We start from the raw sequence: 24,164 nt of genomic DNA, 5'->3' as shown, positions 1-24,164 counted from the left end.
TGGTTCGCAGGCGAGACGGCTGTGGAATGCGGGCGGCTCCTTTGCCGCCATTTGGCGGCGGTCGCGCGATGTCGGCCGGGCGCTGCCCCGGCCCGCGCGTCGATCCAGCCTACAGCCCGCGCGTCGATGCAGCAGCCGGGCCTGGCGACCCCGGTTTCAATCGCAGAGGGGTGAGAGTGGGAGCCGGCCGGACCGGCCGGCTCCGCTCTTCTACCCACATATCTGCCAGAAAGCTGACAGCCCAAGACAGATGCCGGAATGCATCTCTCTCCCAAAAGTCCTTTCTGGACAGACACCACGTCGGGTGATCCTCTGACGCCTAGCGAGAGGCGGTTACTTAATAAATATAGCGAATCTGTTCCGTCCAGAATCGTTCGACCCGTCGCAGTGACGTATTGACGAGGTCGAGCCCGTTGGCATCCAGGACCTCCCTATCCTCTATGTCGCGCGCTTGCTGGGCAAAGAGTGCCGCGACGGTTTCCTGCACCTCGCGGCCCTTGGGTGTCAGCCTGACGCGGACAGACCGCCGGTCGATCTCGCACCGCTGGTGGTGCATGTATTCCATCTCAACCAGCTTTTTCAGATTGTAGCTGACATTCGACCCCTGGTAGTAGCCACGGCTTTTGAGCTCTCCAGCGGTTACCTCATTGTCGCCGATGTTGAACAACAGCAACGCCTGAACTGCGTTGATCTCCAACAGGCCGACACGTTCGAATTCGTCCTTGATCACGTCGAGCAGCAGACGATGCAGCCGTTCCACCATGGCCAGGGAATCCTGATAACTGTCCAGGAAGGCCTGTCGTCCCGCAGAATTCGGTACTGCGTTTTGATATGACATCTGGTGTCCCTCGTCGTTCCGCCTCGGAGGGACAATCGACGAAAATGACAAAAAAAGCGTTAACCCGTCAGGATTATTGAAATTTCGCGCCGGTGGAGACTGCGACGGAGATCCGCGCAATCATATCCGAGAGCTCTGCCGGTGCAGGCTGCTGGCCGGTAATCCACTGATAGAGGTCCTGATCGTTCTCCGAAAGAACCATGTCGTACAGCTCAAGCTCGGGGTCCGAGAGGGTTTCCAGATGCGAGTCTGCAAACCGAATCAGAAGGATATCCATCTCCTTGATGCCACGCCGCATTGATCGCATCCGCATCCTCCGGATGCGCTGGTCGCGGGGTTCGTTGGCAGGCCGCGGTTCAGACATCTTCTTTCAACTTTCCACGCAACTGCTTTTCCAGCACGGCGAGCCGGTCCGCCTTGACGGTAAGATCGACGCGCAGATCTCGGATCTCTCCCAGAATAGAGGCGATGTCGCCGGGAAGATCGCCCGCCTCTCCCGGCGGGGCCACGTCATTGCCGATCCCCGTCAGAAGCCATGGCAGAGAGACCCCAAGAACGCCGGACACCATCTGGAGCTTGTTGGCCCGCGGTTCTGTCAGATCGTCTTCCCAGCCCCGGACCGTGGACAGTTTTACGCCCAGCCGCTTGGCCAGCAGGCTCTGGCTCATGCCGGCGGCCTCGCGCGCGGCGGCCAGCCGGTCGCCAAAGGTCGCGCTTTCGGAACTGTACCATCCGGTGGTTTCGGTTGCGCTGTGCTGATCGGTCATGTTGCCCTTTCCGCCGTTCCCGCTTGAACGGCTTCCTCCACGCTTCTATGACAGGGCCCATCGAAACTCAAACCCCGGGGGCCCCCGATGCCTTTCCTTTCCGACACCCTGTCCCGCGTCAAACCATCGCCGACCATCGCCGTGACCAACAAGGCCCGCGAGCTGAAGGCGGCCGGCAAGGACGTGATCGGTCTGGGGGCCGGTGAGCCTGATTTTGACACGCCCGAGAATATCAAGGCTGCGGCAATTGCGGCGATCAATGACGGGAAAACGAAATACACCGCCGTCGACGGTATCCCCGAGCTGAAACAGGCGATCTGCGCCAAGTTCAAGCGCGACAACGGGCTGGACTATACGCCCGACCAGGTCACCGTGGGCACGGGCGGCAAGCAGGTGCTTTACAACGCTTTGATGGCGACGCTGAACCCGGGCGACGAGGTGCTGATCCCGGCGCCCTACTGGGTGTCCTATCCCGATATGGTTCTGCTGGCGGGCGGCGAGCCGACCTTTGTCGAGGGCCAGCTGCAGACGAAATTCAAGATCACGGCCGAACAGCTGGATGCGGCGATCACGCCCAAGACCAAGTGGTTCATCTTCAACTCGCCGTCGAACCCGACCGGCGCCGGCTATTCCCGCGAAGAGCTTAAGGCGCTGACGGATGTGCTGAAAAAGCACCCGCATGTCTGGATCATGACCGACGACATGTACGAGCATCTCGCCTATGACGATTTCGAATTCTGCACGCCCGCAGAGGTCGAGCCGGAGCTGTATGATCGCACGCTGACGGTCAACGGCGTCTCCAAGGCCTATGCGATGACAGGCTGGCGGATCGGCTATGCGGCAGGCCCGAAAGAGCTGATCAAAGCCATGGGCAAGATCCAGTCGCAGTCGACCTCCAACCCCTCTTCGGTGTCGCAATGGGCGGCGGTCGAGGCGCTGAACGGCCCGCAGGATTTCATCCCCACGAACAACGAAACCTTCGTGCGGCGTCGCAATATGGTCTGCGAGATGCTGAACGCGATCGACGGCATGACCTGCCCGGTGCCCGAAGGGGCGTTTTACGTCTATCCCTCCATCGCCGGGCTGATCGGCAAGACGACGCCCAATGGGGTGAAGATCGAGAATGACGAGGTCTTCGCGACCGCGCTGCTGGAAGACAAGGGCGTGGCGGTTGTCTTTGGCGCGGCCTTCGGCCTCTCGCCCAACTTCCGCGTGTCTTACGCGACCTCCGACGAGAACCTGAAAGAGGCCTGCACTCGCATTCAGGACTTCTGTGCCGGTCTGACGTGAGCGATCCGGCGATGCTCACGGGCGGCTGCCTCTGCGGGGCGGTTGCCTATGAGGTGCCGGATGCCTTCGACTACGCCCTCATCTGTCATTGTTCCCAATGCCGTCGCGCCACCGGTGCGGCGGCAAAACCGTTTGGCGGTATTGCCCGGGCGGCGCTGCGGGTCACGGCAGGCGGTGACCGGCTGAAGCTTTACGGCGACGGGCCTGACGCCTGCGACATGTTCTGTGGCGACTGCGGCTCCCTGCTCTGATCGGTGGTCCGTGACGGGTCCTTCGTCCATGTGACCTATGGCACGCTGATCGACCCGCCGACCCTCGGGCCGACCGCTCATATCTTCACCGGGTCCATGGCGCCCTGGGATCATATCGGCGACGATCTGCCCCGGCATGAGACCTTCTGACACGGCACCGCACCTGTATGCAGGTGGCGCGTTGACAAGCCCCGCCGGCCTTGCGCATTAGTCCCGCACGGTTAAAGGGGAGCGACATGTCAGCAGAATTGCCCGAATATTACTTCCGCGTGCGCGAAAACGGTGCGTTCGCCTTCCGCGTGGATACCGCCGACCGCGCCCGCCGGATCGAGATGGAGCAGATTGCCGTCGTGAACATTCGCAATGGCGAGATCAAGCCAAATGGCGACCGGGAGCTGACGGCCGAAGATCTGGCCGCGATCAAGACCTGGATGGAAGAGCGTCTGGCGATCCTCGCCGCCCGCGATATCGACGACATCCATCGTGCCGCCGACTACCTCAACCAGACCACGCACTGGGCGCAATCCAAGGCGACCGATGACCAGCTTGATCTGGTGACCGATACGCTGCTTCTGGCCATGCATGACCTGCGCACCGTGCTGGTCCGCAAAAAGGCCGACCGCGTGCTCAAGGCGCGCGGCATGGCCTGACGTCACGCCCCTCGTTCTTCGTGCACCTGGCGCCCCGGGGGGAGGCAGACACATGCGTTGCATGTGCCGGAGGGGGTAGCGGCCCCTTCCCCGGCCGATATTTGCACTTTCTTTGGAATAAGCCGCCGCGGTCGCAACAGGCCGCCACGTTTCGCCTCGGCGGCGCTGCAAACAACGGTTAGACTGGCCCCCTGCCCGGCCCGCCGCAGCAGCGTCAGGCTGTGACGGAGTCCCGCACCCGCAGGGCAGGAAAGACCCGCCCCCAGAACCACAGCATCATCAGCGCCGCGGCCAGTGCCAGCCCCGCCGCGAGACCCAGCCAGATGCCGACCCCTTCCCAGCCCAGACCAAAGCCCAGACCGTAGGCCACCGGCACGCCGACGCCCCAATAGCTGACCACCGCGATGATCATCGGCACCCGCGTGTCCTGGACGCCGCGCAGCAGCCCGACCGCCATGACCTGTGCCGCATCGGCCAGCTGAAACAGCGCGGCGGCCGCCAGCAGCGGGATGCCGATGGCGATGACCATATCCCGCGCCGGTTCAGAGGGATCGAGGAAGAGGCCGATCAGCGGCCTTGGCAGGCCGGTGAAGAGGATCACCGTCAGCACCACGACCAGCCCGGCCATCATCAGCGCCGTCAGCGCCCCGTCGCGCAGGCCGGCCCAGTCGCGGGCCCCGTTGGCGCGGCCTGCCCGGATGGTGGCCGCATTGGACAGGCCAATGTGGATCATGAACACAAAAGACGTGATCTGCAGCGCGATGCCATGCGCCGCCAGCGTGAGCTCCCCCAGCCAGCCCATCATGACCGACGAGGCGGTGAACAGCGCGACTTCCGACAAGGTCGTCAGGCCAATGGGCAGGCCCAGGGCAAAGATCCGCCGGAAGGCCTCCCAATCGGCGCGCCACATCCGCACGAACATCTCATGATCCGGCATCTTCTGATTGATGTAGCGGACCATGATCGCGGCCGAGGCCAGCTGCGTCAGGGCAGAGGCCAGCGCGGCGCCGCGGATGCCCATCTCCGGCAGGCCCAGATGTCCAAAAATAAGGAGATAGTTCAGCAGGCCGTTGATCACCGCCGCCGCCAGCGTGACCCAGAGCACGATCCGCGTCTGCTCCATCGCCGACAGGTAGCTCTTGAAGACCATGACGACCAGCGCCGGGAAAAGCCCCCAGCCCGCGATGCGCAGGTAAGACTGGGCGAGCTCTGCCACCGGCTCCGTCTGACCCGTCGCGCGCAAGACCGGGCCCGAAAACAGCAGCACCGGCAGAACCAGCGCGCCGAACAGGCAGACCAGCCAGAGCGACATGCGCGTGGCGCGGCGCGCCTGGGTGGTGTCGCCGCGCGCCTCGGCCTCTGCGACGATGGGGGTCACGGCCCAGGCAAAGCCTGACACGGTTATGAAAGCCACAAAGAAGACACCGCCGGCCAGCACCTGTGCGGCGAGCGCCGTCACATCGTACCAGCCCAGCATGACCGTATCGGTCATGGTGATGGCAAACTGCGCCACATGACTGCCGATCAACGGCAGGCCGAGGCGCATCAGCGCCCCCGCGTGGTCGCGGTATGACATCTTCTGTCGGGTCATGCCGGCATCCCTTAAGCCCGGCAGATGAGGACGGCAAGACAGGAAGCGGTCCCGCCCGGCCCCGGGTCAGAGTGACCGCATCAGCAGGTCGAACGACACCAGCGTCACAAGCAGCCCCGCGCCGAGTTCCAGCGCGGCAGCGGCCCGGGCCGTGGCCTGCGGGGATGGCAGCAGGGCGCCCAGCCGGTCGATCCCGGAGCGGCGCATCCAGCTGGCCGCAAGCGCGGCGGCAACCGTGACGGTCGCCGTACCTGCCCCCATGGCAAAGGCGCCGGCAATGCCAGCGGCAAAGATCTGCATCTGCCAGGCGATAATCAGCAGGAACAGGGCGCCAGTGCAGGGCCGGATCGCAATGGCCAGGATCAGCAGTACGGCATCGCGCAGGCTGCGGACATTTTCGGCCTGTTCGGCCGTCGGGCCATGCACATGGCCGCAACCGCAGGCCGATCCGGCGCTATGTGCCTCACACTGTGTGCCGTGGGGATCATGCGCGTGATCATGTCCGTGCGGCTGCCCCTGTTCCTGTTTCTGGCCCTGCCCCGCCCGGTTGCGCATCGCGTCCGGCGATGCGGGCAAGTGGGTGTGAGGATCACTATGCATGTGAACATGGGGGGCCGGGACCTGCGCCATGCCCGGAGCGGCAGCCAAAATGCTCTGCCCCCCGGGCAGGCGGATCGGCGGCAGGCTTTGCCACAGGGCCCGTGCGCCGCGCAGGGCCAGATAGAGGCCCACCAGCGCAACAGCAGCGTAGGAGCTTGAGGCAAGGGTGCCATCGGCCAGGGCCGTCATTTTCCCGCGGACAATCCCAAGCAGTCCGAACCCGGCGGCGACCAGCAGGACCGCCGTCGCGGCCTGCGCCATGCTCGACGCAATCGCCAGCCCCGACAGGCGCAGCGCCGCCACAGGCCGGGCCAGCCCGTAGCCGCCAAGCAGCAGCTTGCCATGTCCGGGCCCGGCGGCATGGAAAAGACCATACAGGAAGCACAGGGCCATAAGCGACAGGAACGCGCCGCCCTGCCCCTGCCGCAAGCCGCGCAGGGCGCCGGCCAGACCGGACTGCGCCTCTTTCTGTCCGGCCGCCGCCCAAGCCGCGATCTGCGCCATCCCCGGCCCGAGCCAGAGCCAGCCGGCGCATCCGATCAACGCCAGAAACGGCAGCCAGAGAATTACCCGGCGGAGTCGCATCGGACCTCCGCCGTTTCGGCAAACAGATGCCCCAGCATCGGCACGTCCGTGGCGTCCTCGGGATAGACGGCCATCAGGCTCCGCGCCTCCTGCGCGGCCTTGCCCTGATCCGGGGCCGTGATGGTCACAGCGCAGTCATCGGCAGAGACCGTGACCCCGAGGCTCAGCGCATAAGCGGTGTAAAACTCCGGATCATAGGCGCGTGCCGTCAGGCCCTCGACCGGGGTGGCCGGGCGGATCGACCGGCGATGACGGCTCTCGATCCGGCCGTCGGTCACGGTTGTTCCCAGATCTTCGGGCGCGCCCAGATTGACCTCCGCCCCCGTGGCATCGGTCAGGTAAAGATCGCCGGCGAACCCCTCCACCCAGGCCAGGTCCCATTTCTGGAGCGACTGCACCTCTTCTTCGGTGAGCACACCATCGGCATCGGGATCGAGGTTGCGATCCTCGAAGATCAGCAGCGAATAGAAATCGTCATAGCGCCAGGTCACCTCGACGGCCGTTGCCTGCCCCTCGGCATTTACCAGCAGGCGCAGGGCGGTATCGACGTAGATATGCGGATGCGTCCGGCCCGGCGCGGCTGCGCCGATCACCAGGCAGGTTCCCAGAATTGCGGCTGCGCGACGATACATGCCACTGCCTAGCCCGGCCCCGCGCGCCCGACAAGCCGGGGTTTGGCAGAAGGGCGCCAAGCCGCCGATCGCGGCGCCGCGACGCGGCGTGACAAAATGCCACGCACGGCTTACGCTCCCGAAAGCGGACCGCCTGACGGATGTCAGCCCGGCCCGCAGATGAATGGGAGGATTCACATGATGTTTTTGAAGAAGCCGGCTTTGGCCGGGCTGATGCTCTGCGCCTTTCTGGCAGGACCGGCGCTGGCCGAAAGCCATGCCGATATGAGCTGGACCGAGTCGCCCTACGGGCCGGACGATGAAATTGGCGCCGCCAATCTGCTGACCCCCGAGCGTGCCAAGGCTGCGGCCGGTCTGGTCACGGAGGGGAAGACCTATTCGCTGGGCCTTGTTCTGGACAGCACCGTGCCGGCCTTTGCGCCGCGCTCCATGTCGGTGGCGATCCTGCAGCCCGGCCAGGCGAATAATTCCGGGCTTGGACCGACGAAATCCACCTATAACGACGATATCTTCATGGGCTGGCTGGGGATCGGGTCTCAGATCGACGGGCTGGGGCACCTTGGCGTCGATCACGTCTATTACAACGGGAACAAGGCCAGCGATTTTGCACAGGCGGCCGGGCTGACCAAGCTCGGGATCGAAAAGGTGCCGCCCATCGTCACGCGCGGCGTGATGCTGGATATGGCCAAATTCTACGGTCAGCCTATTCTGGACGAAGGCACGGCCTATACGCGGGAGGACATCATGTCCGCCGCCGAACAGCAGGGCGTGGAAATCCGTGAAGGCGATGTGGTTCTGTTTCATTCCGGCTGGCTGGATCTGCTGAAGGAAGAGACCCGGGATGCCGCGCGCTACGGATCGGTGGAACCCGGGCTGGGGCTAACCGGGGCCGAATATCTGGCCGAAATCGGCGTGATCGCGATCGGCGCGGATACCTGGGGCATGGAGGCCGTGCCGTTTGAGGAAGGCGTCGGCATTTTCGAGGTGCACCAGTTCCTTCTGGCAAAGAAGGGCATCTACATCCTCGAGAACATGGTCACTGAGGAGCTCGCCGCCGATGAGGTGCATGAGTTCATGTTTGTCCTCGGCCAGGCCAAGGTCCGCGGCGCTGTGCAGATGATCATCAATCCGGTCGCCATCCGGTGACCACGAGGTACGGCCGGCGTCGGGCATGACCCGATGCTGACCGGAAGGCGGGCGGGTCGAGGAGGGCGACCAGCCCGCTTTTTTGTGGCCCGGAACCAGCGGCGCAGCAGGGCGGGCGTCACGACATCGGTCTTCCATCGGATCACAGGGGGCTGCGGTGCTTGCTGGTGTCCCGCCGCTTGCGTATGACATCCGCGACGGATGACGGCCCGGATGACCGGGCAAGACAGGGGGCGACCGCGACATGGCCGAAACCGGATATCGGTTCATCTGCCTGGACCCACGCAAGCGCAAGCGGAGCATGGTTGCCACTGTGCTGGACCCGCTGGGGCCGGTGCGCTGGCTGAGCCTTGCCCCGATGAGCCTGCGCTCCTTTCCGGAAACCCGGTCCCGGGCGATCGCGGCGGCGGCGGCGGCGATCCGGCAACCGCGCAGCGCCCTGGGTCGCGGGCTGAAGCTTCAGCTTCTGAAGCTGCAGTATAACGGCGCGCGGCGGCTGTTTTTGCGCAATCCCGACGCTGTTGCGGTGGCCTGGAACGGGCTGAACGGGACCCGCCGCGTCTTTATGGACGGCGCGCAGGATGCCGGGGTTCAGCGGCTCTTCTTTGAACTCTGCCCGTTTCCGGACCGGATCACCTGCGACCCGGAGGGCGTGAATGCCGCCAATATGCTGCCCGATACGATCGGGCCCTATCAGACGTGGCTCTCGGGCCGTGGGCAGGTGCCGGACTGGCGCGCCCTCGGCCGCGATTTTCGCCAGCGGGCGCCTGTGGTCGCCGCCCCGGCGGCGGCCTCCGGACCGGAAAGCGCCGGTGCGTTGCAGGATGCGCCCTCCCTGACCAAGCCATTCCTGTTTGCGCCGCTGCAGGTCGCAGGCGACAGTCAGCTGCGACTGTTCGGCGGCGCGTTTCCGACGGTCGAGACCTTCGTTCAGGCGCTTGGGCGGGCCTGCGCTGCCCTGCCGGCGGGCTGGCACCTCCGGATCAAGGAACACCCCTCCAGCAAGATCGCCTACGGCGATCTTATCAGGTCGCTTGCGGCAGATTTGCCCGTGATCCTCGATAACGAGACCGATACGTTCGATCTGGTGCGCGCATCGCGGGCTGTGGTCACGGTCAATTCCTCTGTCGGGATGGAGGCGATGTTTTTTGACAAGCCGGTTCTGGCCTGCGGGCGGGCCTTCTGGGCGATTGACGGTGTCGCCCGGCAGGCGGCGACGGAGGACGATCTGGCGGCGGCTTTCGCGCAACCGGACAGCATCACCTTCGACAGGGCGGCGCGGGACGCCTTCATGGGCTATCTGACGGAGGTCTATTATCCCCGCCTCAGTGCCTTTGACGGTCCGGACGGAGCCACTGAGGCCGACAAGATCCGGGCCAGGCTGATGCGAGGGCGGCCTGCCCTGCCCGGTCTCGGCCCCTCCGCCTGACAGAGCCCTGTCAGATCCCGGGTCTTATTTCAGCTGGCTGTCCTTTGACCCGCGCCTGTTGACGCCGCCGCGCTGCGCCGGGCGACCATCCCGTTCGGACTGACAGTCGATGCAGAGTTTGACGCCGGGTATCGCCAGACGACGCTTTTCGGGGATTTCCTCTTCGCATTCCGCACAGAATTCCAGGCTCTCGCCATGGGGCACGGGGCGGGATTTCATCCGCTTCAGCTCATCGGCGATGGATGCCTCGATCTGTTCGCTTACCGCACCGTCGCGGGCCCATCCTCCGGCCATGGCATCTGTCCTTTCCGATGTGTCGATGCATCCGGATATGGTGCCACTAACGGGCAAGGGCGCGCAAGATCAGCGCGCAGTGGTGTCTTATCTGACTGTCATCCGGTCGCGCCGCGGTGGCTGAAGGCGCCACGGCCCCGTCCTGGCCCTGCGCCGCCATCGCCGCGGTCAGATCGGAAAGCCCATGGATGGCGGACCATGTGAACTGTTCCTCTGGCGGGCCCGGCTTTCGGATGACCCCGGTTCGGTGCAGGTCTTCCAGGGCGCGGGACAGCCAGAGGTAGGTGTTGGGCCTGCCGTCCGGCGGCAAAGCACCACGACCATAGGGGCCGAACATCAGACGCCAGAGGCCGTAATGCGCGGTCGCAAACCCGACATAGGCCGCACCGATCGCCATGAACCTGTCGCGCGCCTCCTCCTCTGTGCGGGGCGGGAATGCGAGAGGGGCTGCTGTGTCGAATGCCTCTGCCAGCATGTCGAACCCCTGAAGGGCCAGCGCTTCAAACAGCGCTTTTTTGTCTGCGAAATGCCGATAGACGGCTGCAGGTGAGACATTGAGGTCTCGGGCAGCGCGACGCAGCGACATGTCGTCGATCGTGCCCATCCGCGCCAGCGACAGGGCGTAGCTGACAAGATCGGCCTTCAGCGATCCATGGTGATGCGGGCGTTTGGCTGGCGCAGTCATGGCGTAATTGTAAACACTGTTTACTTTAGCCGCAAGTCACCCTATGTAAACAGTGATTACATCGGAGGTTTTTCGTCATGCACGCACATGACCGGACAATTCAGACGCCCGCTGGCAATCTCTGGTCGCGCGACCACGGCGGTAACGGGCCGGCGCTTGTGCTCTGGCCTTCGATCTTTACGGACCATCGGATTTTCGATGCGCTGCTGCCTGCCCTTGTCCCTCACTTCAGGGTGATCGTGGTCGATGGCCCGGGTCATGGGCGCAGTACGGCCGGACCTGAGCTGTCGCTATCGGCTCAGAGCCGGGCGCTGAACACCATCATTGACGTGTACGGGCTTGGCGCATGCTGGGTGGGCGGATGTTCCTGGGGTGGGCTGGTCGCGACACAGCTTGCCCTGGACAATCCCGCAACGGTCCGTGGGCTGGTGCTGATGAACACGCCTATGGATATCGACGGCGCTGCTCCGGGCGGCAGGGCGCGGCTGATCACGCTGGGCGCACGGGTCGGGCTGTGGTCGGGGGTGTTCCGCAACGGCGTCGCGCGGAGCTTTTTTTCTCAGACCGCGCTGGACGCCGCGCCCGACTATGCCCGCCATTTTCACGATATGCTGCGTCAGGCATCGCCCGCGGGGCTGGCGCGGGCCGTCGGGTCTGTCCTGCTGGCCGGCACGCCGCTGGTGGACAGGATGCCCGACGTCACCAGACCGACGCTTGTGATCGCCGGGCAGGACGATCCGATGTACGCGCCGGACCGGCAACAGGCCGCGGCCCGACTGTTGCCCGACGGGTATTTCGCCGCCGTGCCAGGTCGGCACATTTCACCGGTCGAGGCCCCGGGCGATGTGGCGGCTGAAATCCTCCGGTTCATACGGCAACGGACATAACCAGATGCCTGTCCTGCGGGACCGGCCCCGGATGTCGCGGAGTCATTCACCCTTTTGGTTGACTGAATGCGGTGAATCGTTTTATTCAACCTTATGGGTGAACGAGAAGCAGAACAGTTGACGGAGATCCTCAAGGCGGCGTCAGACCCGACACGACGGGCCATTCTGACGTTTCTGGTACAGGACGGGCCGATGCGGGTGACAGCGCTCGCCGATCGGTTCGAGATGAGCCTCAATTCGGTCTCCAAACATATCAAGGTGCTGGAACGGGCAGGCCTCGTGACACGCCGGACAGAGTGGCGCGAACATCTGATCGCGCCGGAAATGGGCCCGCTGCGGCTGATCGACCTCTGGTTCGGTCAGCTCCGGTCGAGCTGGGACATGCGGCTGGATCAACTGGCCGAGATTGTAGGAGAAGACGAATGACTGTGGATTTGATGCTGAAACTGACCCGGACCATTCCCGCGGCGCCGGAGAAGGTGTTCGACGCCTGGCTCGACCCCGAGACGATGACGCGTTTCATGGCGCCGGGCGGGCGGCCGACACTGAGTGCCGAGACCGATCCGAAAGTGGGCGGCGCCTATGAGCTGGTGATGACGAATATGGAGGGCACGCCGCTGCGCCACTGGGGCGAATACCGGGTGATCGACCGGCCGAACCGGCTGAGCTTTACCTGGAATTCGCCGCATGCGGAGCCCGACAGCATCGTGGAGCTGACGTTCGAGCCTGTGGAGGGCGGAACGCTGGTGACGCTCACGCATGACCGGTTCCCCAGCGAAGGGTCGCGCAGCGGACACGAGGGCGGCTGGACCTCGATCCTGGAGCTGCTGGAGGCGGAATTCGCCTGAACTGGGCCCGGCACCTCCGCGCGGGCGGAGGGTGCGGATGCCTCCGGCGGGAGTATTTACGGAAAGATGAAGGGGGCGGCGGTCCGGTCGGGACTGCCGCTTTCGCTTGTTCCATGGGTCGGAACGCGTAGGGTTCGACGGCGGATCGAGGGAGGACAGGATGCGCGAACGCGATGTGAACTTGCAGGGTGAGGTGTTTCACCTGAGGGAATGGGGCACGAAGGGTCAGCCGAAGCTATTGATGCTGCACGGGTTTCCGGAATACGGCGGGGCCTGGGCTGAGGTGGCGGAGCGCCTGGCGGACCGGTTTCACTGTATTGCGCCGGACCAGCGGGGCTATGGCGGCTCCTTTGCGCCGGCGGAGGTGCAAGCCTATCGGATGAAGCATCTGGTGGGGGATCTGGTGGCGCTGGTGGCCGAGCTGGGCGGCGGGCCGCTGGGGGTCGTGGGCCACGACTGGGGATCGGCCGCAGCATATGGGCTGGCGATCGCGCGGCCCGATCTGGTGTCGCGGCTGGTCATCCTGAACGGGGTGCATCCGGCGCCCTTTCAGCGGGCGCTTGCCACCGGCGGGCCGCAGGCGGAGGCGTCGCAATATATGACCTTCCTCAGGCGGGAGGGGTCGGAGGACATTCTTTCGGCCAATGGTCATGACCGGCTTCTCAAGCTCTTTGCCGAAGGGATGGATATGTCCTGGATGGGGCCGGAACGGGCGACGGCATATATTGCAGAGTGGTCAAAGCCCGGGCGTCTCAGGGGCATGGTGAACTGGTACAGGGCGTCGCCGGTTGTGGTGCCGCTGCCGGGAGAGACTGCCCCAGTGCCGGACCTGCCGGTGGAGAAGCTTCGGGTGCGGATGCCGCATCTGCTGATCTGGGGCCTGGGGGACCGGGCGCTGCTGCCGGTCTCGACCGAGGGGCTGGAGGCCTATTGCGAGGACCTCACGCGGGTTGAGGTGGCGGATGCGGATCACTGGATCGCGCATCAGAAGCCGGATTTCGTGGCGACGACGATCCGGGACTGGCTCGCGGCCCCTTGATTTCGGTTGGCCCCGGGGACCAGCTGCGCCATGTTGCGCCGAAAGGGGAGACCGGTATGGGTGACGGGTTCGCGAGTTTCGTTCCGGAGGCGCAGGACTACTGCCAAAGGCTCAGTGAGAACATGAACCGGGCGTGGTTCCTGGAGCACAAGGCAGAGTATGAGGCGAAGCTGAAGCGCCCTGCCGAGCTGTTGCTGGAGGCGCTGGCGCCCAAGGTCGGCGCCCTGGCTGGCGGGCCGGTCAAGGTGAAGCTGTTCCGGATCAACCGGGATGTGCGGTTTTCAAAGGACAAGACGCCCTACAAGGATTACCTGCATATGCTGTGGTATGCGCCCTCGGATGCGCCCTGCCCGCCCGGCTGGTTCTTCGGGATCGAGAAGGACCGGGTGCGGGTCGGCGCGGGGTTCATGTCCTTCGACGGGGCGGCGCTGACGCGGTATCGGGAGGCGGTGGCAGGGCCGGATGGCGAGGCGATTGCCGAGGCGGTGCAGGGCCAGCTGGCCGATGGAGCGACGATGCGGGAGGCTGCGCTGAAGCGCGTCCCCGCGCCTTATGGTCCCGATCACCCGCGCGGAGAGCTGTTGAAACGGAAGGGCCTGGCGTTCTGGCGGGACCTGGCGCCGGAGGGCGATCTTGGCGCCGCGATTCTGTCGGAGTTTGACCGATTCCAGCCCGGGGTGATGCCGATCCACGCCGCGCTGAATAGCTGAGGTGGCGTGATCCAGCGGAGCGCCCGTTCCGGGCGCATGCGATTGCAGCGCGATTTTGCAGGCAAAATCGCCGTATTGCCTCCGGCGGGGATATTTTCGGGACCGAAGAAGGGCAATGAGGGGGGAATCCGTCGCGGAACGCTTGTGGCGGAGGCATGGCCCCTGTCATACTAAGCCCCAACCAATGAAAAGAGCAGCAGCATGGCCAATGATCTTTTGAGCGATACCGCGCCCGAGACTTACGACGCATCCTCTATCGAGGTTCTGGAAGGGCTGGAGCCTGTCCGCAAGCGGCCGGGCATGTATATCGGCGGCACGGATGAGCGGGCGCTGCATCACCTCGTGGCCGAGGTCCTGGACAACTCCATGGACGAGGCGGTGGCGGGGCATGCCAACCGGATCGAGGTGGAGCTGCATGCGGATTATTCGATCACAATCCGCGACAACGGGCGCGGCATGCCGTTTGATCCGCATCCGAAGTTTCCCGGCAAGTCGGCGCTGGAGGTGATCCTGTGCACGCTGCATGCGGGCGGCAAGTTCGGCGGCAAGGCTTATGAGACCTCGGGCGGGTTGCATGGCGTCGGCGCCTCGGTGGTGAACGCGCTGTCGGATTCGCTGGTGGTGCAGGTGGCGCGGGACCGCAAGCTGGTGGAGCAGCGGTTTTCCCGCGGCGTACCGCTGGGGCCGTTGCAGGAGATCGGGGCGGCGCCGAACCGGCGCGGCACCACGACGACCTTTCACCCGGATGCAGAGATTTTCGGGTCGCATAAGTTCAAGCCGGCGCGGCTGTTCAAATCGATCCGCTCCAAGGCCTATCTGTTTTCCGGCGTGGAAATCCGCTGGAAGACGGCGATTGATGACGGCGAGACGCCACTTGAGGCGGTGTTCCACTTCCCCGGTGGTCTGGCCGATTACCTGGGAGAGACGCTGACCGGGGCCATGGTTTATGCCGATGCGCCCTTTGCGGGCCGCGTGGGGTTCCAGGAGCGGTTTGGCGTGCCCGGCCGGGTGGAATGGGCGATCAACTGGACGCCGGTGCGTGACGGGTTCGTGCAATCCTATTGTAATACCGTGCCGACGCCCGAGGGTGGCACCCATGTGGCGGGTTTCTGGGCGGCGATCCTCAAGGGGATCAAGGCTTACGGCGAGCTGGTGAACAACCGCAAGGCCGCGCAGATCACCCGGGAGGACCTGATGGCGGGCGGTTGCGCGCTGGTCTCGACCTTCATCCGGGAGCCGGAATTCGTCGGTCAGACCAAGGACCGGCTGGCCACAGTGGAGGCGCAGCGGCTGGTGGAAAATGCCGTGCGCGACCATTTCGACAACTGGCTGGCGGCGGATACGAAATCGGCCGGCGCCATCCTCGACTTTCTGATCCTGCGGGCGGAGGAGCGCCAGCGGCGGCGGCAGGAGAAAGAGACACAGCGGAAATCGGCGACGAAGAAACTGCGCCTGCCCGGCAAGCTGACCGATTGTTCCGCCGGAAACCGGGCCGGGACGGAGCTTTTCCTCGTCGAGGGTGACTCGGCCGGCGGGTCGGCCAAGATGGCGCGGGACCGGAAACTGCAGGCCCTGCTGCCGCTGCGCGGGAAGATCCTGAACGTGCTGGGCGCTGCGTCGTCGAAGATCGGGACGAACCAGGAGATCAACGATCTCTGCCAGGCCATGGGCGTGGGCATGGGGACGAAATTCAACGTCGACGATCTGCGCTATGACAAGATCATCATCATGACGGATGCAGATGTCGACGGGGCGCATATCGCCTCGCTTCTGATGACCTTCTTCTTCACGCAGATGCGGCCGATGATCGACAAGGGACACCTGTATCTGGCCTGCCCGCCGCTTTACCGGCTGACGCAGGGGGCGCATCGTGTCTATTGTGCCGATGAGGCGGAGCGGGATGAATGGCTGGCCAAGGGGCTGGGCGGCAAGGGCAAGATCGAGGTCAGCCGCTTCAAGGGTCTGGGCGAGATGGATGCCAAGGACCTCAAGGAAACCACGATGGATGTGAAGACGCGCAAGCTGATCCGCGTCACCGTGGATGAGGAAGCCCCGGGCGAAACCGGCGATCTGGTGGAACGGCTGATGGGCAAGAAGCCGGAGCTGCGGTTCCAGTATATCCAGGAAAACGCGCGGTTCGTCGAAGGGCTGGATGTGTGACACCCGGCCTGTCGGGGCCGGGGTCATGTCTTGCGCGATGTAAGGGGCCTGGGATCAGGCCCGCTTAACTGATGTTCCTGATGTTCCCGGGCTACAGCCGGAACGGATCAGACCGTGGCGGGCTTTGCCGACCGCGCGGCGTCCAAAGACCAAGGACCCGGGCCCGCAAAGACGAAATAGAGAAAGACGAAGCAATAGAGGATCGCCGCGTCGCCCCCATTATTGACCGGGAACGGGCTTTGCGGGGCATGTGCCATCCAATAGGCGCAGGCCATCAGACCGGACAGGACAAAAGCCACCGGGCGGGTGAACAGGCCGATGATCAGCAGCGCGCCGCCAACCAGTTCCAGCACTCCCGCGATCCAGGGCAGGGAGAAGGCAGCCGGGTCCATCCCCGCCGGGAAGCCCAGGATCTTCTGGGTGCCATGCGCGAAAAAGATCAGGGCGGAGACAATGCGCAGGATGCTCAGCATCTTGGGCGCGTGAGTGGTGAGAGTGTCAGCGTTCATTCAGGGGCCTTTCGGGTCGATGAATTGAGGTCGAAGTAAGACGTATCCTGGCAGATAGCTGGGTGGGTGGAGATTGATAGGGCTCTGCGCGCACAGGATATGTGCAGCTACGCGGAACGGGCTCGGGTCAACCGGTCAGACGCCCGCCCTCCAGCCGGACGGTCCGGTCCATACGGGCCGCGAGGTCGAGGTTATGGGTCGCAACCAGTGCCGCGAGGCCGGTCTGCCGAACCAGGTCCATCATGGCCGCAAAGACCCTGTCAGAGGTATCGGGATCGAGATTGCCGGTCGGTTCATCCGCCAGAAGCACGCGCGGGCTGTTGGCCAGCGCCCGGCAGAAGGCGACGCGCTGCTGTTCGCCGCCCGACAGCGCGGCGGGCCGGTGACCCGCCCGTTCGGCCACACCCACCGTTGCCAGCAGCTCATGCGCGCGGGTCTGGGCGGCGGCGCGGGCCGTACCATTGGCAAGCTGCGGCAGGATGATGTTCTCCTCTGCCGTGAATTCGGGCAGCAGGTGGTGGAACTGGTAGACAAAGCCCACATCGTCGCGCCGGATCGCGGTGCGGCGGCGGTCGTTCAGCCCGTGCATCGCCTCTCCGCCGATCCTGACCTCTCCGGCATCGGGCAGGTCCAGAAGGCCGGCAATATGCAGAAGGGTGGATTTTCCTGCGCCGGAGGGCGCAACCAGTGCCACCGCCTCCCCCGGTTTCAGCGCCAGCTCGATGCCACGCAAAACGCGGATTTCGCCCGGCTGGCCGGGGTTGTAGATCTTCTCGATCCCGCTCAGTTCGAGGGCCAGCTCACTCATAGCGCAGCGCCTCCACGGGGTTCATCCGGGCCGCACGGCGGGCCGGGAAGATGGTGATGATAAAGCTCAGACCCAGCGAGAGCGCCACTGCGGAGAGCACGTCTTTCCATTGCAGCAGCGCCGGCAGGGCATAGATGCCGCGCACCGACGGATCCCAGACGCCACCGCCCGACATGCGGTCGACCAGCGCAAAGATCGGGTCGATATAGATGGCAAACAGGCAGCCGATGATCAGCCCGATTGCCGTGCCGATCAGCCCGGTCGATGCCCCGCAGAGGAAGAAGACCCGCAGAACAGAGGCCTCCGTCAGCCCCATGGTGCGCAGGATGCCGATGTCGCGGCCCTTGTTCTTCACCAGCATGATCAGGCCCGAGACGATGTTCATGGAGGCGATCAGGACAAGGACCGAAAGGATGATGAACATCACATTATCCTCGATATCCAGCGCGCGGAGGAAGCTGCCCGCACTGTCGCGCCAGGTCCAGATCAGCGCGCGGTCACCTGCGGCGTTGAGAAGCGGGATCGTCAGGTCGTCCACCCGGTCCGGCGCGGTGACCAGCACCTCTATTTCATCGGCCACGCCTTCCCGGTTGAAATAGCTCTGCGCCTCCGCGAAGGGCATATAAACGCGGGTGCGGTCGATGTCGTAGCGCCCCGCCGTGAAGATGTAGGTGACCTCAAAGGTCTTGACCCTGGGCGAAGTGCCGAAGGCGGTTTTCATCCCGTCGGGCGAGATGAGCTTGATCCTGTCACCCAGCGTCACGTTCAGCGTGCGGGCCACGCCCGACCCGATGGCAATGCCTTCGTCGAACCGGGACAGATCGCCCTGAGCGGTGTCGGGGTTTGCGATGCGGGGGATCGTCGCCAGATCTTCCTGGGCGATGCCAAAGACTTCGACACCGGAGGTTTCGCCCTGCGCGGTTGCCATGACCTGCCCTTTCACCAGAGGGGCGGCATGGGACACGCCGGGCACGGCCGCAATCCTGCCGGCCATTTCGGTGTAGTCGGGAATGGTCCGCGACAGGACCCCGTTCTGATCCGGCGCGGCGGAATTGTAGATCGTGACATGGGCATTGGCGCCGAGGATCGTGTCGACAAATTCGGCGCGGAAGCCGGCGCGCACCGACAGGGTGATGATCAGCGCGGCCACCGCCAGCGCGATCCCGATCAGGCTGATCCAGGTCATGACAGAGACGCCGCCCTCGGCCCTGCGCGCACGCAGATACCGCCAGGCGATGATCCATTCGAATTTGGCAAAAGGCGGTGTTCGGGTGGCCATACTGGCTCCTTCTTCGGGGTCCGGGAACATGTGTCGGCTGGCGGGACGGGCGTCAAGTCGCCTTTGCGCGAGGTCGGAACGGGTAGAGGATCAGCGCGGCCAGCCGCCGGATGAGGGAGACGAGCGCAAGGCCCGCCAGCAGCCCGAGGGCAGCAAAGATGAGGCCCTCAAAGGTCAGCGGCAAAGCGGGGCTGAAATCCTGCGCCGCGCGGGCGGCGATCTGCGGGTCGATGAGGTGGCGCATCTCATAGGCGCGCAGGAAGGGACCAGCGCCTCGGAGCGCGGCCAGATCGGCCTGCAGCGCCTCCAGCCGGGTGAAGGTGGCCGTCATGTCGGCGCGGCGGCGGTCGAGGAAGGGCGTGCCGGTCATCTGGTCGAGCGCCGCCTCGCGGGTGAGGTCAGCGGCGTGGGCGGAGGCATCAAAATCCGCGGCCACGCGGGTCAGCTCGTCCACCGCGCCGGCCAGACGTTGGGTGTATTGCTGCGAAAACTCGGGGAACTGCGCGAAAGTTGCGGCCCCGGCCAGCCCTCCGGCGAGGGTCAGCGCGCGTGTGATCATCTGCTCTGCCTCTCTGGCTTTTGCCTGGCAGGATAGCGCAAAAGCGGGCTGCGGTCAGGGGATGGCGTAGGCGACAGCAACCAGCGCCTGGTCGAGCGATATCATACCCGCTTCCTCCAGACAGGCGTCGTACCAGACGGTGACGGTCCAGCCCGTCTCCCAATGCGCGGTATAGGCGCCGAGGTTCGGCCCGTCCTCAAAACAGAGCGACCCGAAATGCCAGAAGTTCGACCCGGCCCCCATGTCGCGGCGGAAGAGACCCATGGTGTAGGTGACCGGCCCGAAGACCTGCTGCGCGGGCAGCTGGTCGATCTGGCCGGGCAGGATGCCATTGTCCCCGACCGCATAGTCCATGAGCTGCGCGTAGTCGGCCACGCTCATCCGCCAGCCGCCCCAGGGCAGGTAGGCGGCAAAGAGCGGATCGGGGCGGGCGGTGACCCCGGCGGGGGTCAGAACCCTGTCGCGGCAGGCGGTCTCATACCCCTCATGGGTGACGCCTTCGATGATCGTGCCGAGGACCGCATAATTCTCATTGCTGTAGTAATAGTCCGGCGTGCCCGGGGTCAGGCGGCCGGGGTCCAGCGCGGGCGGTGTCACCTCCGGCCAGCGCGGGGTGGGATCGCCGCGCCACCAGCTCATCGGGCCCTGCGTGCGGTCATGCTGCAGGCCCGTAGCATGGGAGAGCAGCGCGCCGGTGGTGATCGGTGCGGCCTGCGGCAGGTTCAGGACCTTCCGCACCTCCGTGTCGTAGGACAGCTGGCGATCCGCGACCAGCCGCGCGACGCAGAGCGCGGTGATCATCTTGGACAGCGAGGCCAGCGGGCGCATCAGATCGGGGTCGGTATTGATCCCGAAAGCGGCGACAGGCGCATTGTCATGGCGGATGGCGATGGCGCCGGTGCGGGCACCCTGCCCGGCCATCCAGCCTTGGAAGGCGTCCCGAAAGGCCGCTGCCCGGGCCGCATCATCGGCCCGGAGGGGCGCGGCCAGCAGGAGCAGAAGCAATGCCAGCCGCAGCATGGGATCAGAGCCCGGCGTAGATCGCCGCGACTTTCTTCACCGCCTCTTCGGGCGGCAGCTCCTCGCTCTCGCCGGTCCGGCGGGAGGTCAGTTCGACCACGCCGTTCTTCAGGCCACGGGGGCCGACGGTGATCCGCCAGGGCAGGCCGATCAGGTCCATCGTGGCGAACTTGCCGCCCGCCCGTTCGTCCGTGTCATCATAGAGCGGGTCGAGGCCCAGGGCCTGGAAGCTGGCATAGAGCGCCTCGCAGGCGGCATCGGCCTCTGCATCGCCGGTCTTGAGGTTGACGATGCCGACATGGAAGGGGGTCACCCCCTCCGGCCAGATGATGCCCTTGTCGTCATGGCTGGCCTCGATGATCGCGCCCAGCAGGCGGCTCACGCCGATCCCGTGGGAGCCCATGTGCAGCGGCATCTTGCCCCCGTCGGAGGTCTGGACATAGGCGCCGAGCTTTTCCGAATATTCGGTGCCGAAGTAGAAGATCTGGCCCACTTCGATGCCACGGGCGACGCGGCGGCGCGCCTCCGGGATCTCGTTGAAGACGGCCTCGTCATGGGTTTCGTCGGTACGGGCGTAGCGGGAGGTGAACTCTTCCAGCACGGCCTGGCACTGGGCCTTGTCGTCGGGGTCGACCTCACGGTCGCCGAAGGTCAGATCGGTGATCTCGCTGTCATAGAAGACCTCCGACTCGCCGGTTTCGGCCAGCACGAGGAATTCGTGGGTGTAATCACCGCCGATCGGGCCCGAATCCGCGCGCATCGGGATGGCCTGCAGGCCCATCCGTTCGTAAGTGCGCAGGTAGCTGACGAGGTGGCGGTTGTAGGCGTGCAGCCCATCTTCCTTGGTCAGGTCGAAGTTATAGCCGTCCTTCATAAGGAATTCCCGGCCACGCATGACACCGAAGCGGGGGCGGACCTCGTCGCGGAATTTCCACTGGATATGGTACAGCGTCAGCGGCAGCGCCTTGTAGGAGGTCACGTAGTTGGCGACGATCTCCGTGATCATCTCCTCGTTCGTGGGGCCGTAGAGCATTTCGCGATCATGGCGGTCCTTGAAGCGCAGCATCTCGGGGCCGTAGGCGTCATACCGGCCGGACTGGCGCCAGAGGTCGGCAGATTGCAGCGTCGGCATGAGCATCGGGATATGGCCGACGCGCTGCTGTTCCTCGTGCACGATGTTCTCGATCTTGCGCAGCACCTTGAAGCCCAGCGGCAGCCAGGAATAGATGCCGGCCGACTGCTGGCGGATCATGCCGGCGCGCAGCATGTAGCGGTGGCTGACGATCTGGGCGTCGGCGGGGGTTTCCTTGAGAACGGGCAGGAAGTAGCGGCTCAGGCGCATGGCGGATCCTTTGGTCAGGCGTCTGCAAAGCGGTTTACTGGCGCAATGACCCCTGCACAAGGGCGTGCGATCGCTACGACCCGGTGCATTTTGTCGTCGGACCCGCGCCGCCCAGGAAGAGGAAAGATCGGCGCGGGCCCTGTGCCGCATCCGAGGGTCAGAGGATGCGGTGACTGCCATTTCCCGGTCGCCGCCCACCTATGCCGGGCCGCCGGGACCTTGATCGTTCCACGGGTCAAACCCTGACCGGGGCCAAGCCCCTGCGGTCGGAACATCCACAGGTTGACCCAAGGGAAGATCGCGCGACAGTCCGGGATTCCATACCCCCGCGATACGCGGGACAGAGACATCATCCGGGGGGCTTGCGATACGACGGCGAAACCACGATGTTGCAGACTGGATCAGAGGACCGCAGCACATGGCTTTGCCCGTCAGGGATCAGATGAAATACTGGGGAATTGCCACGGCGGTCTTTGTTCTGGCGCTGTGGTGGCTGGGCGATGTCATCCTGCCCTTCGTGCTGGGGGCGGCGGTGGCCTATTTCCTTGACCCGGTCGCAGACCGGCTGGAGGCGGCGGGGCTGTCGCGGGCCATGGCGACGGCGATCATCACGCTGGGCGGCATCCTGATTTTTGTCATTCTGGCCTTGCTGGTCGTGCCGACGCTGATCAATCAGCTGGTCTCGCTCGTCGATACGGCGCCCAAACTTTTTAACGACCTGCAGAAATTCCTGACGGCCAAGTTCCCGTCGCTGCTGGAAGAGGGCTCGACCCTGCGGCAATCCCTGACCGCGATCGGGCAGACCATCCAATCCAAGGGCGGACAGCTTCTGCAGACGGCGCTGACCTCGGTCGGGTCGCTGATCAATGTTATCATGCTGTTTGTCATCGTGCCGGTCGTGGCCTTCTACCTGCTGTTCGACTGGGACCGGATGGTGGCGGAGGTGGACAGCCTGCTGCCACGCGAACATGCGCCGACAATCCGGCAGCTGGCCCGCGATGTCGACAAGACGCTGGCGTCGTTTATCCGCGGCATGGGTACGGTCTGCCTGATCCTCGGCTCCTATTACGCGATTGCGCTGATGGTCGTGGGGCTGCAGTTCGGGCTGGTCGTGGGGGCCTTTGCCGGGCTGATCACCTTCATCCCTTATGTCGGAGCCCTGCTGGGCGGGGCGCTGGCCATCGGTCTGGCGCTGTTTCAGTTCTGGGGCGACTGGCTGTCCATCGGGCTGGTCGCCGGCATTTTTGTGCTGGGCCAGGTGATCGAGGGGAATATCCTGACGCCAAAACTGGTCGGCAATTCTGTCGGCCTGCACCCGGTCTGGCTGATCTTCGCGCTGTCGGTCTTCGGGTCGCTTTTCGGCTTTGTGGGGATGCTGGTCGCGGTGCCGGTTGCGGCCGCGCTTGGGGTGCTGATGCGCTTTGCCATCGGTCAATACAAGGACAGCCGGCTGTATCGCGGGGCCGAGCCGCCGATGGCCGAACGCACCCGGCCGGACCTCCGGGACTAAGCTATGCAACCGCCGCTGCCCATGGATCACCCCCGTCGCCCGGGGCTGAGCCGGTCCGATTTCGTGACCGCGCCCGGCAATGCGCTGGCCCTGGCTTTGATTGACGGCTGGCGCGACTGGCCGTCGGGCAAGATGCTGCTGACCGGGCCTTCGGGGTCGGGCAAATCGCATCTGGCGCAGATCTGGGCCGAGCAGAGCGGCGCGCGGATCCTGGCGGCTGCAGGGCTGTCGGGGCAGGATATTCCGGCGCTGGCTGCGGGCCCCGTGGCGGTGGAGGACCTGCACCTGCTGCGGCACCGCGCCGACGAGGAGGCGCTGTTTCACCTGCACAACCTTGTCCTGGCGGCGGGGCAGCCATTGCTGATCACCGGAACCGGCGTCGTCGAAGGCTGGCCGCTGACGCTGCCCGATCTGAAAAGCCGGGTGCAGGGCGCTGCTTCGGCGCGGCTGGAGCCGCCGGATGACGTTTTGCTGGGCCTCGTCCTGGTCAAGCTGTTTGCGGAACGTCAGCTGCAGGTGGCGCCGACCGTGGTAACCTACCTGCTGAAACGGATGGACCGGTCCTTTGACGGGGCCGCCCGCGTCGTTGCGGCGCTGGATGCAGCATCGCTGGCGGAACGTCGGGGAATTAATGTGCCGTTAGCCCGGGAGATCATGGACAAATTCGGTATGCCCGAGTCATAAAAGCGTCTTGTTAAACTTTGTACAAGCGGGCCAAAGACCCGTGGGACAGAC

At 64.9% G+C, this 24,164-nt stretch carries 28 protein-coding genes; 14 read left to right on the top strand and 14 right to left on the bottom strand.

Going from position 1 to position 24,164, the window contains the following annotated elements; genetic code table 11:
* Window positions 1-337: 337 nt before the first annotated feature.
* From ACRARG_RS15185 to ACRARG_RS15175, 3 genes are all read right to left on the bottom strand, one after another.
* Window positions 338-838, bottom strand: coding sequence for a MarR family winged helix-turn-helix transcriptional regulator (locus ACRARG_RS15185; protein ID WP_432690857.1), 501 nt, complete (start codon window positions 836-838; stop codon window positions 338-340).
* Between the two features lie 73 nt (window positions 839-911).
* Window positions 912-1,145 (bottom strand): succinate dehydrogenase assembly factor 2, encoded by a 234-nt coding sequence (locus ACRARG_RS15180; RefSeq protein ID WP_432690856.1) that lies wholly within the window; start codon window positions 1,143-1,145, stop codon window positions 912-914.
* A 49-nt stretch (window positions 1,146-1,194) separates the two neighbouring features.
* Window positions 1,195-1,605, bottom strand: a complete 411-nt coding sequence (locus ACRARG_RS15175) for a helix-turn-helix domain-containing protein (RefSeq protein WP_432690855.1) — start codon at window positions 1,603-1,605, stop codon at window positions 1,195-1,197.
* An 87-nt stretch (window positions 1,606-1,692) separates the two neighbouring features.
* Here ACRARG_RS15175 and ACRARG_RS15170 point away from each other — a divergent pair, with 87 nt between their 5' ends.
* The 4 genes from ACRARG_RS15170 to ACRARG_RS15155 all read left to right on the top strand — a co-directional run bounded on the left by ACRARG_RS15170 (window position 1,693) and on the right by ACRARG_RS15155 (window position 3,796).
* A complete protein-coding gene (locus ACRARG_RS15170) occupies window positions 1,693-2,895 on the top strand; it encodes a pyridoxal phosphate-dependent aminotransferase (protein ID WP_432690854.1) in 1,203 nt (400 codons plus the stop codon).
* Window positions 2,892-3,146, top strand: coding sequence for a GFA family protein (locus ACRARG_RS15165; RefSeq protein ID WP_432690853.1), 255 nt, complete (start codon window positions 2,892-2,894; stop codon window positions 3,144-3,146). Before ACRARG_RS15170 ends, ACRARG_RS15165 begins: the two co-directional genes overlap by 4 nt.
* A 3-nt stretch (window positions 3,147-3,149) precedes the next feature.
* On the top strand, window positions 3,150-3,296 hold the full coding sequence (locus ACRARG_RS15160; protein ID WP_432690852.1) for a GFA family protein: 147 nt from the start codon (window positions 3,150-3,152) through the stop codon (window positions 3,294-3,296).
* 86 nt (window positions 3,297-3,382) lie between these two features.
* Complete coding sequence (locus ACRARG_RS15155; RefSeq protein ID WP_432690851.1) at window positions 3,383-3,796, top strand: hypothetical protein; 414 nt, start codon at window positions 3,383-3,385, stop codon at window positions 3,794-3,796.
* 214 nt (window positions 3,797-4,010) lie between these two features.
* Here ACRARG_RS15155 and ACRARG_RS15150 read toward each other — a convergent pair whose 3' ends face one another.
* From ACRARG_RS15150 to ACRARG_RS15140, 3 genes are all read right to left on the bottom strand, one after another.
* Window positions 4,011-5,387, bottom strand: coding sequence for an MATE family efflux transporter (locus tag ACRARG_RS15150; protein WP_432690850.1), 1,377 nt, complete (start codon window positions 5,385-5,387; stop codon window positions 4,011-4,013).
* Between the two features lie 66 nt (window positions 5,388-5,453).
* The gene (locus ACRARG_RS15145; protein ID WP_432690849.1) at window positions 5,454-6,572 is read right to left on the bottom strand and encodes a HoxN/HupN/NixA family nickel/cobalt transporter; all 1,119 of its coding nucleotides are present in this window, start codon (window positions 6,570-6,572) and stop codon (window positions 5,454-5,456) included.
* A complete protein-coding gene (locus tag ACRARG_RS15140; protein ID WP_432690848.1) occupies window positions 6,554-7,204 on the bottom strand; it encodes a DUF1007 family protein in 651 nt (216 codons plus the stop codon). Before ACRARG_RS15140 ends, ACRARG_RS15145 begins: the two co-directional genes overlap by 19 nt.
* 180 nt (window positions 7,205-7,384) lie before the next feature.
* On the opposite strand from ACRARG_RS15140, the gene ACRARG_RS15135 reads away from it, so the two are divergent.
* Together ACRARG_RS15135 and ACRARG_RS15130 are read left to right on the top strand one after the other, a co-directional pair.
* On the top strand, window positions 7,385-8,350 hold the full coding sequence (locus ACRARG_RS15135; protein WP_432690847.1) for a cyclase family protein: 966 nt from the start codon (window positions 7,385-7,387) through the stop codon (window positions 8,348-8,350).
* 244 nt (window positions 8,351-8,594) lie between these two features.
* Window positions 8,595-9,779: a capsular polysaccharide export protein, LipB/KpsS family gene (locus tag ACRARG_RS15130; RefSeq protein ID WP_432690846.1), complete on the top strand. Its 1,185-nt coding sequence runs from the start codon at window positions 8,595-8,597 to the stop codon at window positions 9,777-9,779.
* Between the two features lie 24 nt (window positions 9,780-9,803).
* Here the strand turns inward: ACRARG_RS15130 and ACRARG_RS15125 are convergent, their stop codons facing one another.
* Both ACRARG_RS15125 and ACRARG_RS15120 read right to left on the bottom strand, forming a co-directional pair.
* Window positions 9,804-10,073 carry a DksA/TraR family C4-type zinc finger protein gene (locus ACRARG_RS15125; RefSeq protein ID WP_432690845.1) on the bottom strand — a complete coding sequence of 90 codons (270 nt, stop codon included), beginning with the start codon at window positions 10,071-10,073 and terminating at the stop codon, window positions 9,804-9,806.
* 46 nt (window positions 10,074-10,119) lie between these two features.
* Complete coding sequence (locus ACRARG_RS15120; RefSeq protein ID WP_432690844.1) at window positions 10,120-10,758, bottom strand: TetR/AcrR family transcriptional regulator; 639 nt, start codon at window positions 10,756-10,758, stop codon at window positions 10,120-10,122.
* A gap of 77 nt (window positions 10,759-10,835) precedes the next feature.
* Here ACRARG_RS15120 and ACRARG_RS15115 point away from each other — a divergent pair, with 77 nt between their 5' ends.
* From ACRARG_RS15115 to parE, 6 genes are all read left to right on the top strand, one after another.
* Window positions 10,836-11,645 carry an alpha/beta fold hydrolase gene (locus tag ACRARG_RS15115; protein WP_432690843.1) on the top strand — a complete coding sequence of 270 codons (810 nt, stop codon included), beginning with the start codon at window positions 10,836-10,838 and terminating at the stop codon, window positions 11,643-11,645.
* Between the two features lie 93 nt (window positions 11,646-11,738).
* Window positions 11,739-12,071 (top strand): ArsR/SmtB family transcription factor, encoded by a 333-nt coding sequence (locus ACRARG_RS15110; protein ID WP_432690842.1) that lies wholly within the window; start codon window positions 11,739-11,741, stop codon window positions 12,069-12,071.
* Complete coding sequence (locus ACRARG_RS15105; protein WP_432690841.1) at window positions 12,068-12,493, top strand: SRPBCC family protein; 426 nt, start codon at window positions 12,068-12,070, stop codon at window positions 12,491-12,493. The genes ACRARG_RS15110 and ACRARG_RS15105 overlap by 4 nt, the downstream gene beginning before the upstream one ends.
* A gap of 160 nt (window positions 12,494-12,653) precedes the next feature.
* Window positions 12,654-13,532: an alpha/beta fold hydrolase gene (locus ACRARG_RS15100; RefSeq protein ID WP_432690840.1), complete on the top strand. Its 879-nt coding sequence runs from the start codon at window positions 12,654-12,656 to the stop codon at window positions 13,530-13,532.
* Window positions 13,533-13,588: 56 nt separating this feature from the next.
* Window positions 13,589-14,242 (top strand): DUF2461 domain-containing protein, encoded by a 654-nt coding sequence (locus ACRARG_RS15095; RefSeq protein WP_432690839.1) that lies wholly within the window; start codon window positions 13,589-13,591, stop codon window positions 14,240-14,242.
* Between the two features lie 201 nt (window positions 14,243-14,443).
* The gene (parE, locus tag ACRARG_RS15090) at window positions 14,444-16,402 is read left to right on the top strand and encodes a DNA topoisomerase IV subunit B (protein WP_432690838.1); all 1,959 of its coding nucleotides are present in this window, start codon (window positions 14,444-14,446) and stop codon (window positions 16,400-16,402) included.
* Between the two features lie 107 nt (window positions 16,403-16,509).
* On the opposite strand, the gene ACRARG_RS15085 is transcribed toward parE, so the two are convergent.
* The 6 genes from ACRARG_RS15085 to proS all read right to left on the bottom strand — a co-directional run bounded on the left by ACRARG_RS15085 (window position 16,510) and on the right by proS (window position 21,919).
* On the bottom strand, window positions 16,510-16,911 hold the full coding sequence (locus ACRARG_RS15085; protein WP_432690837.1) for a DoxX family protein: 402 nt from the start codon (window positions 16,909-16,911) through the stop codon (window positions 16,510-16,512).
* Window positions 16,912-17,038: 127 nt separating this feature from the next.
* On the bottom strand, window positions 17,039-17,719 hold the full coding sequence (locus ACRARG_RS15080) for an ABC transporter ATP-binding protein (protein ID WP_432690836.1): 681 nt from the start codon (window positions 17,717-17,719) through the stop codon (window positions 17,039-17,041).
* Window positions 17,712-18,998: a lipoprotein-releasing ABC transporter permease subunit gene (locus tag ACRARG_RS15075; protein WP_432690835.1), complete on the bottom strand. Its 1,287-nt coding sequence runs from the start codon at window positions 18,996-18,998 to the stop codon at window positions 17,712-17,714. The genes ACRARG_RS15080 and ACRARG_RS15075 overlap by 8 nt, the downstream gene beginning before the upstream one ends.
* Before the next feature lie 52 nt (window positions 18,999-19,050).
* Window positions 19,051-19,557: a DUF2937 family protein gene (locus ACRARG_RS15070; protein WP_432690834.1), complete on the bottom strand. Its 507-nt coding sequence runs from the start codon at window positions 19,555-19,557 to the stop codon at window positions 19,051-19,053.
* Window positions 19,558-19,611: 54 nt separating this feature from the next.
* Complete coding sequence (locus ACRARG_RS15065; protein ID WP_432690833.1) at window positions 19,612-20,562, bottom strand: serine hydrolase domain-containing protein; 951 nt, start codon at window positions 20,560-20,562, stop codon at window positions 19,612-19,614.
* 19 nt (window positions 20,563-20,581) lie between these two features.
* Window positions 20,582-21,919, bottom strand: a complete 1,338-nt coding sequence (proS, locus tag ACRARG_RS15060; RefSeq protein ID WP_432690832.1) for a proline--tRNA ligase — start codon at window positions 21,917-21,919, stop codon at window positions 20,582-20,584.
* Between the two features lie 418 nt (window positions 21,920-22,337).
* Here proS and ACRARG_RS15055 point away from each other — a divergent pair, with 418 nt between their 5' ends.
* Both ACRARG_RS15055 and ACRARG_RS15050 read left to right on the top strand, forming a co-directional pair.
* On the top strand, window positions 22,338-23,429 hold the full coding sequence (locus tag ACRARG_RS15055) for an AI-2E family transporter (RefSeq protein ID WP_432690831.1): 1,092 nt from the start codon (window positions 22,338-22,340) through the stop codon (window positions 23,427-23,429).
* 3 nt (window positions 23,430-23,432) lie between these two features.
* Window positions 23,433-24,113, top strand: a complete 681-nt coding sequence (locus ACRARG_RS15050) for an HdaA/DnaA family protein (protein WP_432690830.1) — start codon at window positions 23,433-23,435, stop codon at window positions 24,111-24,113.
* The last annotated feature ends 51 nt before the right edge of the window (window positions 24,114-24,164 follow it).

Origin of the sequence: Pseudooceanicola profundi (genome assembly GCF_050897955.1) — a bacterium.
Taxonomy (GTDB): Bacteria; Pseudomonadota; Alphaproteobacteria; order Rhodobacterales; family Rhodobacteraceae; genus Pseudooceanicola.
Note: the sequence above shows the minus strand (reverse complement) of the source record. Positions and strands in the feature narration are given on the sequence as shown.

What these genes read in the sequence shown, in the direction of transcription:
- ACRARG_RS15185 (WP_432690857.1), bottom strand. Translation starts at nt 838, where the DNA reads ATGTCATATCAAAACGCAGTACCGAATTCTGCGGGACGACAGGCCTTC.
- ACRARG_RS15180 (WP_432690856.1), bottom strand. Translation starts at nt 1,145, where the DNA reads ATGCGATCAATGCGGCGTGGCATCAAGGAGATGGATATCCTTCTGATT.
- ACRARG_RS15175 (WP_432690855.1), bottom strand. Translation starts at nt 1,605, where the DNA reads ATGACCGATCAGCACAGCGCAACCGAAACCACCGGATGGTACAGTTCC.
- ACRARG_RS15170 (WP_432690854.1), top strand. Translation starts at nt 1,693, where the DNA reads ATGCCTTTCCTTTCCGACACCCTGTCCCGCGTCAAACCATCGCCGACC.
- ACRARG_RS15155 (WP_432690851.1), top strand. Translation starts at nt 3,383, where the DNA reads ATGTCAGCAGAATTGCCCGAATATTACTTCCGCGTGCGCGAAAACGGT.
- ACRARG_RS15150 (WP_432690850.1), bottom strand. Translation starts at nt 5,387, where the DNA reads ATGACCCGACAGAAGATGTCATACCGCGACCACGCGGGGGCGCTGATG.
- ACRARG_RS15145 (WP_432690849.1), bottom strand. Translation starts at nt 6,572, where the DNA reads ATGCGACTCCGCCGGGTAATTCTCTGGCTGCCGTTTCTGGCGTTGATC.
- ACRARG_RS15140 (WP_432690848.1), bottom strand. Translation starts at nt 7,204, where the DNA reads ATGTATCGTCGCGCAGCCGCAATTCTGGGAACCTGCCTGGTGATCGGC.
- ACRARG_RS15135 (WP_432690847.1), top strand. Translation starts at nt 7,385, where the DNA reads ATGTTTTTGAAGAAGCCGGCTTTGGCCGGGCTGATGCTCTGCGCCTTT.
- ACRARG_RS15130 (WP_432690846.1), top strand. Translation starts at nt 8,595, where the DNA reads ATGGCCGAAACCGGATATCGGTTCATCTGCCTGGACCCACGCAAGCGC.
- ACRARG_RS15125 (WP_432690845.1), bottom strand. Translation starts at nt 10,073, where the DNA reads ATGGCCGGAGGATGGGCCCGCGACGGTGCGGTAAGCGAACAGATCGAG.
- ACRARG_RS15120 (WP_432690844.1), bottom strand. Translation starts at nt 10,758, where the DNA reads ATGACTGCGCCAGCCAAACGCCCGCATCACCATGGATCGCTGAAGGCC.
- ACRARG_RS15115 (WP_432690843.1), top strand. Translation starts at nt 10,836, where the DNA reads ATGCACGCACATGACCGGACAATTCAGACGCCCGCTGGCAATCTCTGG.
- ACRARG_RS15110 (WP_432690842.1), top strand. Translation starts at nt 11,739, where the DNA reads ATGGGTGAACGAGAAGCAGAACAGTTGACGGAGATCCTCAAGGCGGCG.
- ACRARG_RS15105 (WP_432690841.1), top strand. Translation starts at nt 12,068, where the DNA reads ATGACTGTGGATTTGATGCTGAAACTGACCCGGACCATTCCCGCGGCG.
- ACRARG_RS15100 (WP_432690840.1), top strand. Translation starts at nt 12,654, where the DNA reads ATGCGCGAACGCGATGTGAACTTGCAGGGTGAGGTGTTTCACCTGAGG.
- ACRARG_RS15095 (WP_432690839.1), top strand. Translation starts at nt 13,589, where the DNA reads ATGGGTGACGGGTTCGCGAGTTTCGTTCCGGAGGCGCAGGACTACTGC.
- parE (WP_432690838.1), top strand. Translation starts at nt 14,444, where the DNA reads ATGGCCAATGATCTTTTGAGCGATACCGCGCCCGAGACTTACGACGCA.
- ACRARG_RS15085 (WP_432690837.1), bottom strand. Translation starts at nt 16,911, where the DNA reads ATGAACGCTGACACTCTCACCACTCACGCGCCCAAGATGCTGAGCATC.
- ACRARG_RS15080 (WP_432690836.1), bottom strand. Translation starts at nt 17,719, where the DNA reads ATGAGTGAGCTGGCCCTCGAACTGAGCGGGATCGAGAAGATCTACAAC.
- ACRARG_RS15075 (WP_432690835.1), bottom strand. Translation starts at nt 18,998, where the DNA reads ATGGCCACCCGAACACCGCCTTTTGCCAAATTCGAATGGATCATCGCC.
- ACRARG_RS15070 (WP_432690834.1), bottom strand. Translation starts at nt 19,557, where the DNA reads ATGATCACACGCGCGCTGACCCTCGCCGGAGGGCTGGCCGGGGCCGCA.
- proS (WP_432690832.1), bottom strand. Translation starts at nt 21,919, where the DNA reads ATGCGCCTGAGCCGCTACTTCCTGCCCGTTCTCAAGGAAACCCCCGCC.
- ACRARG_RS15055 (WP_432690831.1), top strand. Translation starts at nt 22,338, where the DNA reads ATGGCTTTGCCCGTCAGGGATCAGATGAAATACTGGGGAATTGCCACG.
- ACRARG_RS15050 (WP_432690830.1), top strand. Translation starts at nt 23,433, where the DNA reads ATGCAACCGCCGCTGCCCATGGATCACCCCCGTCGCCCGGGGCTGAGC.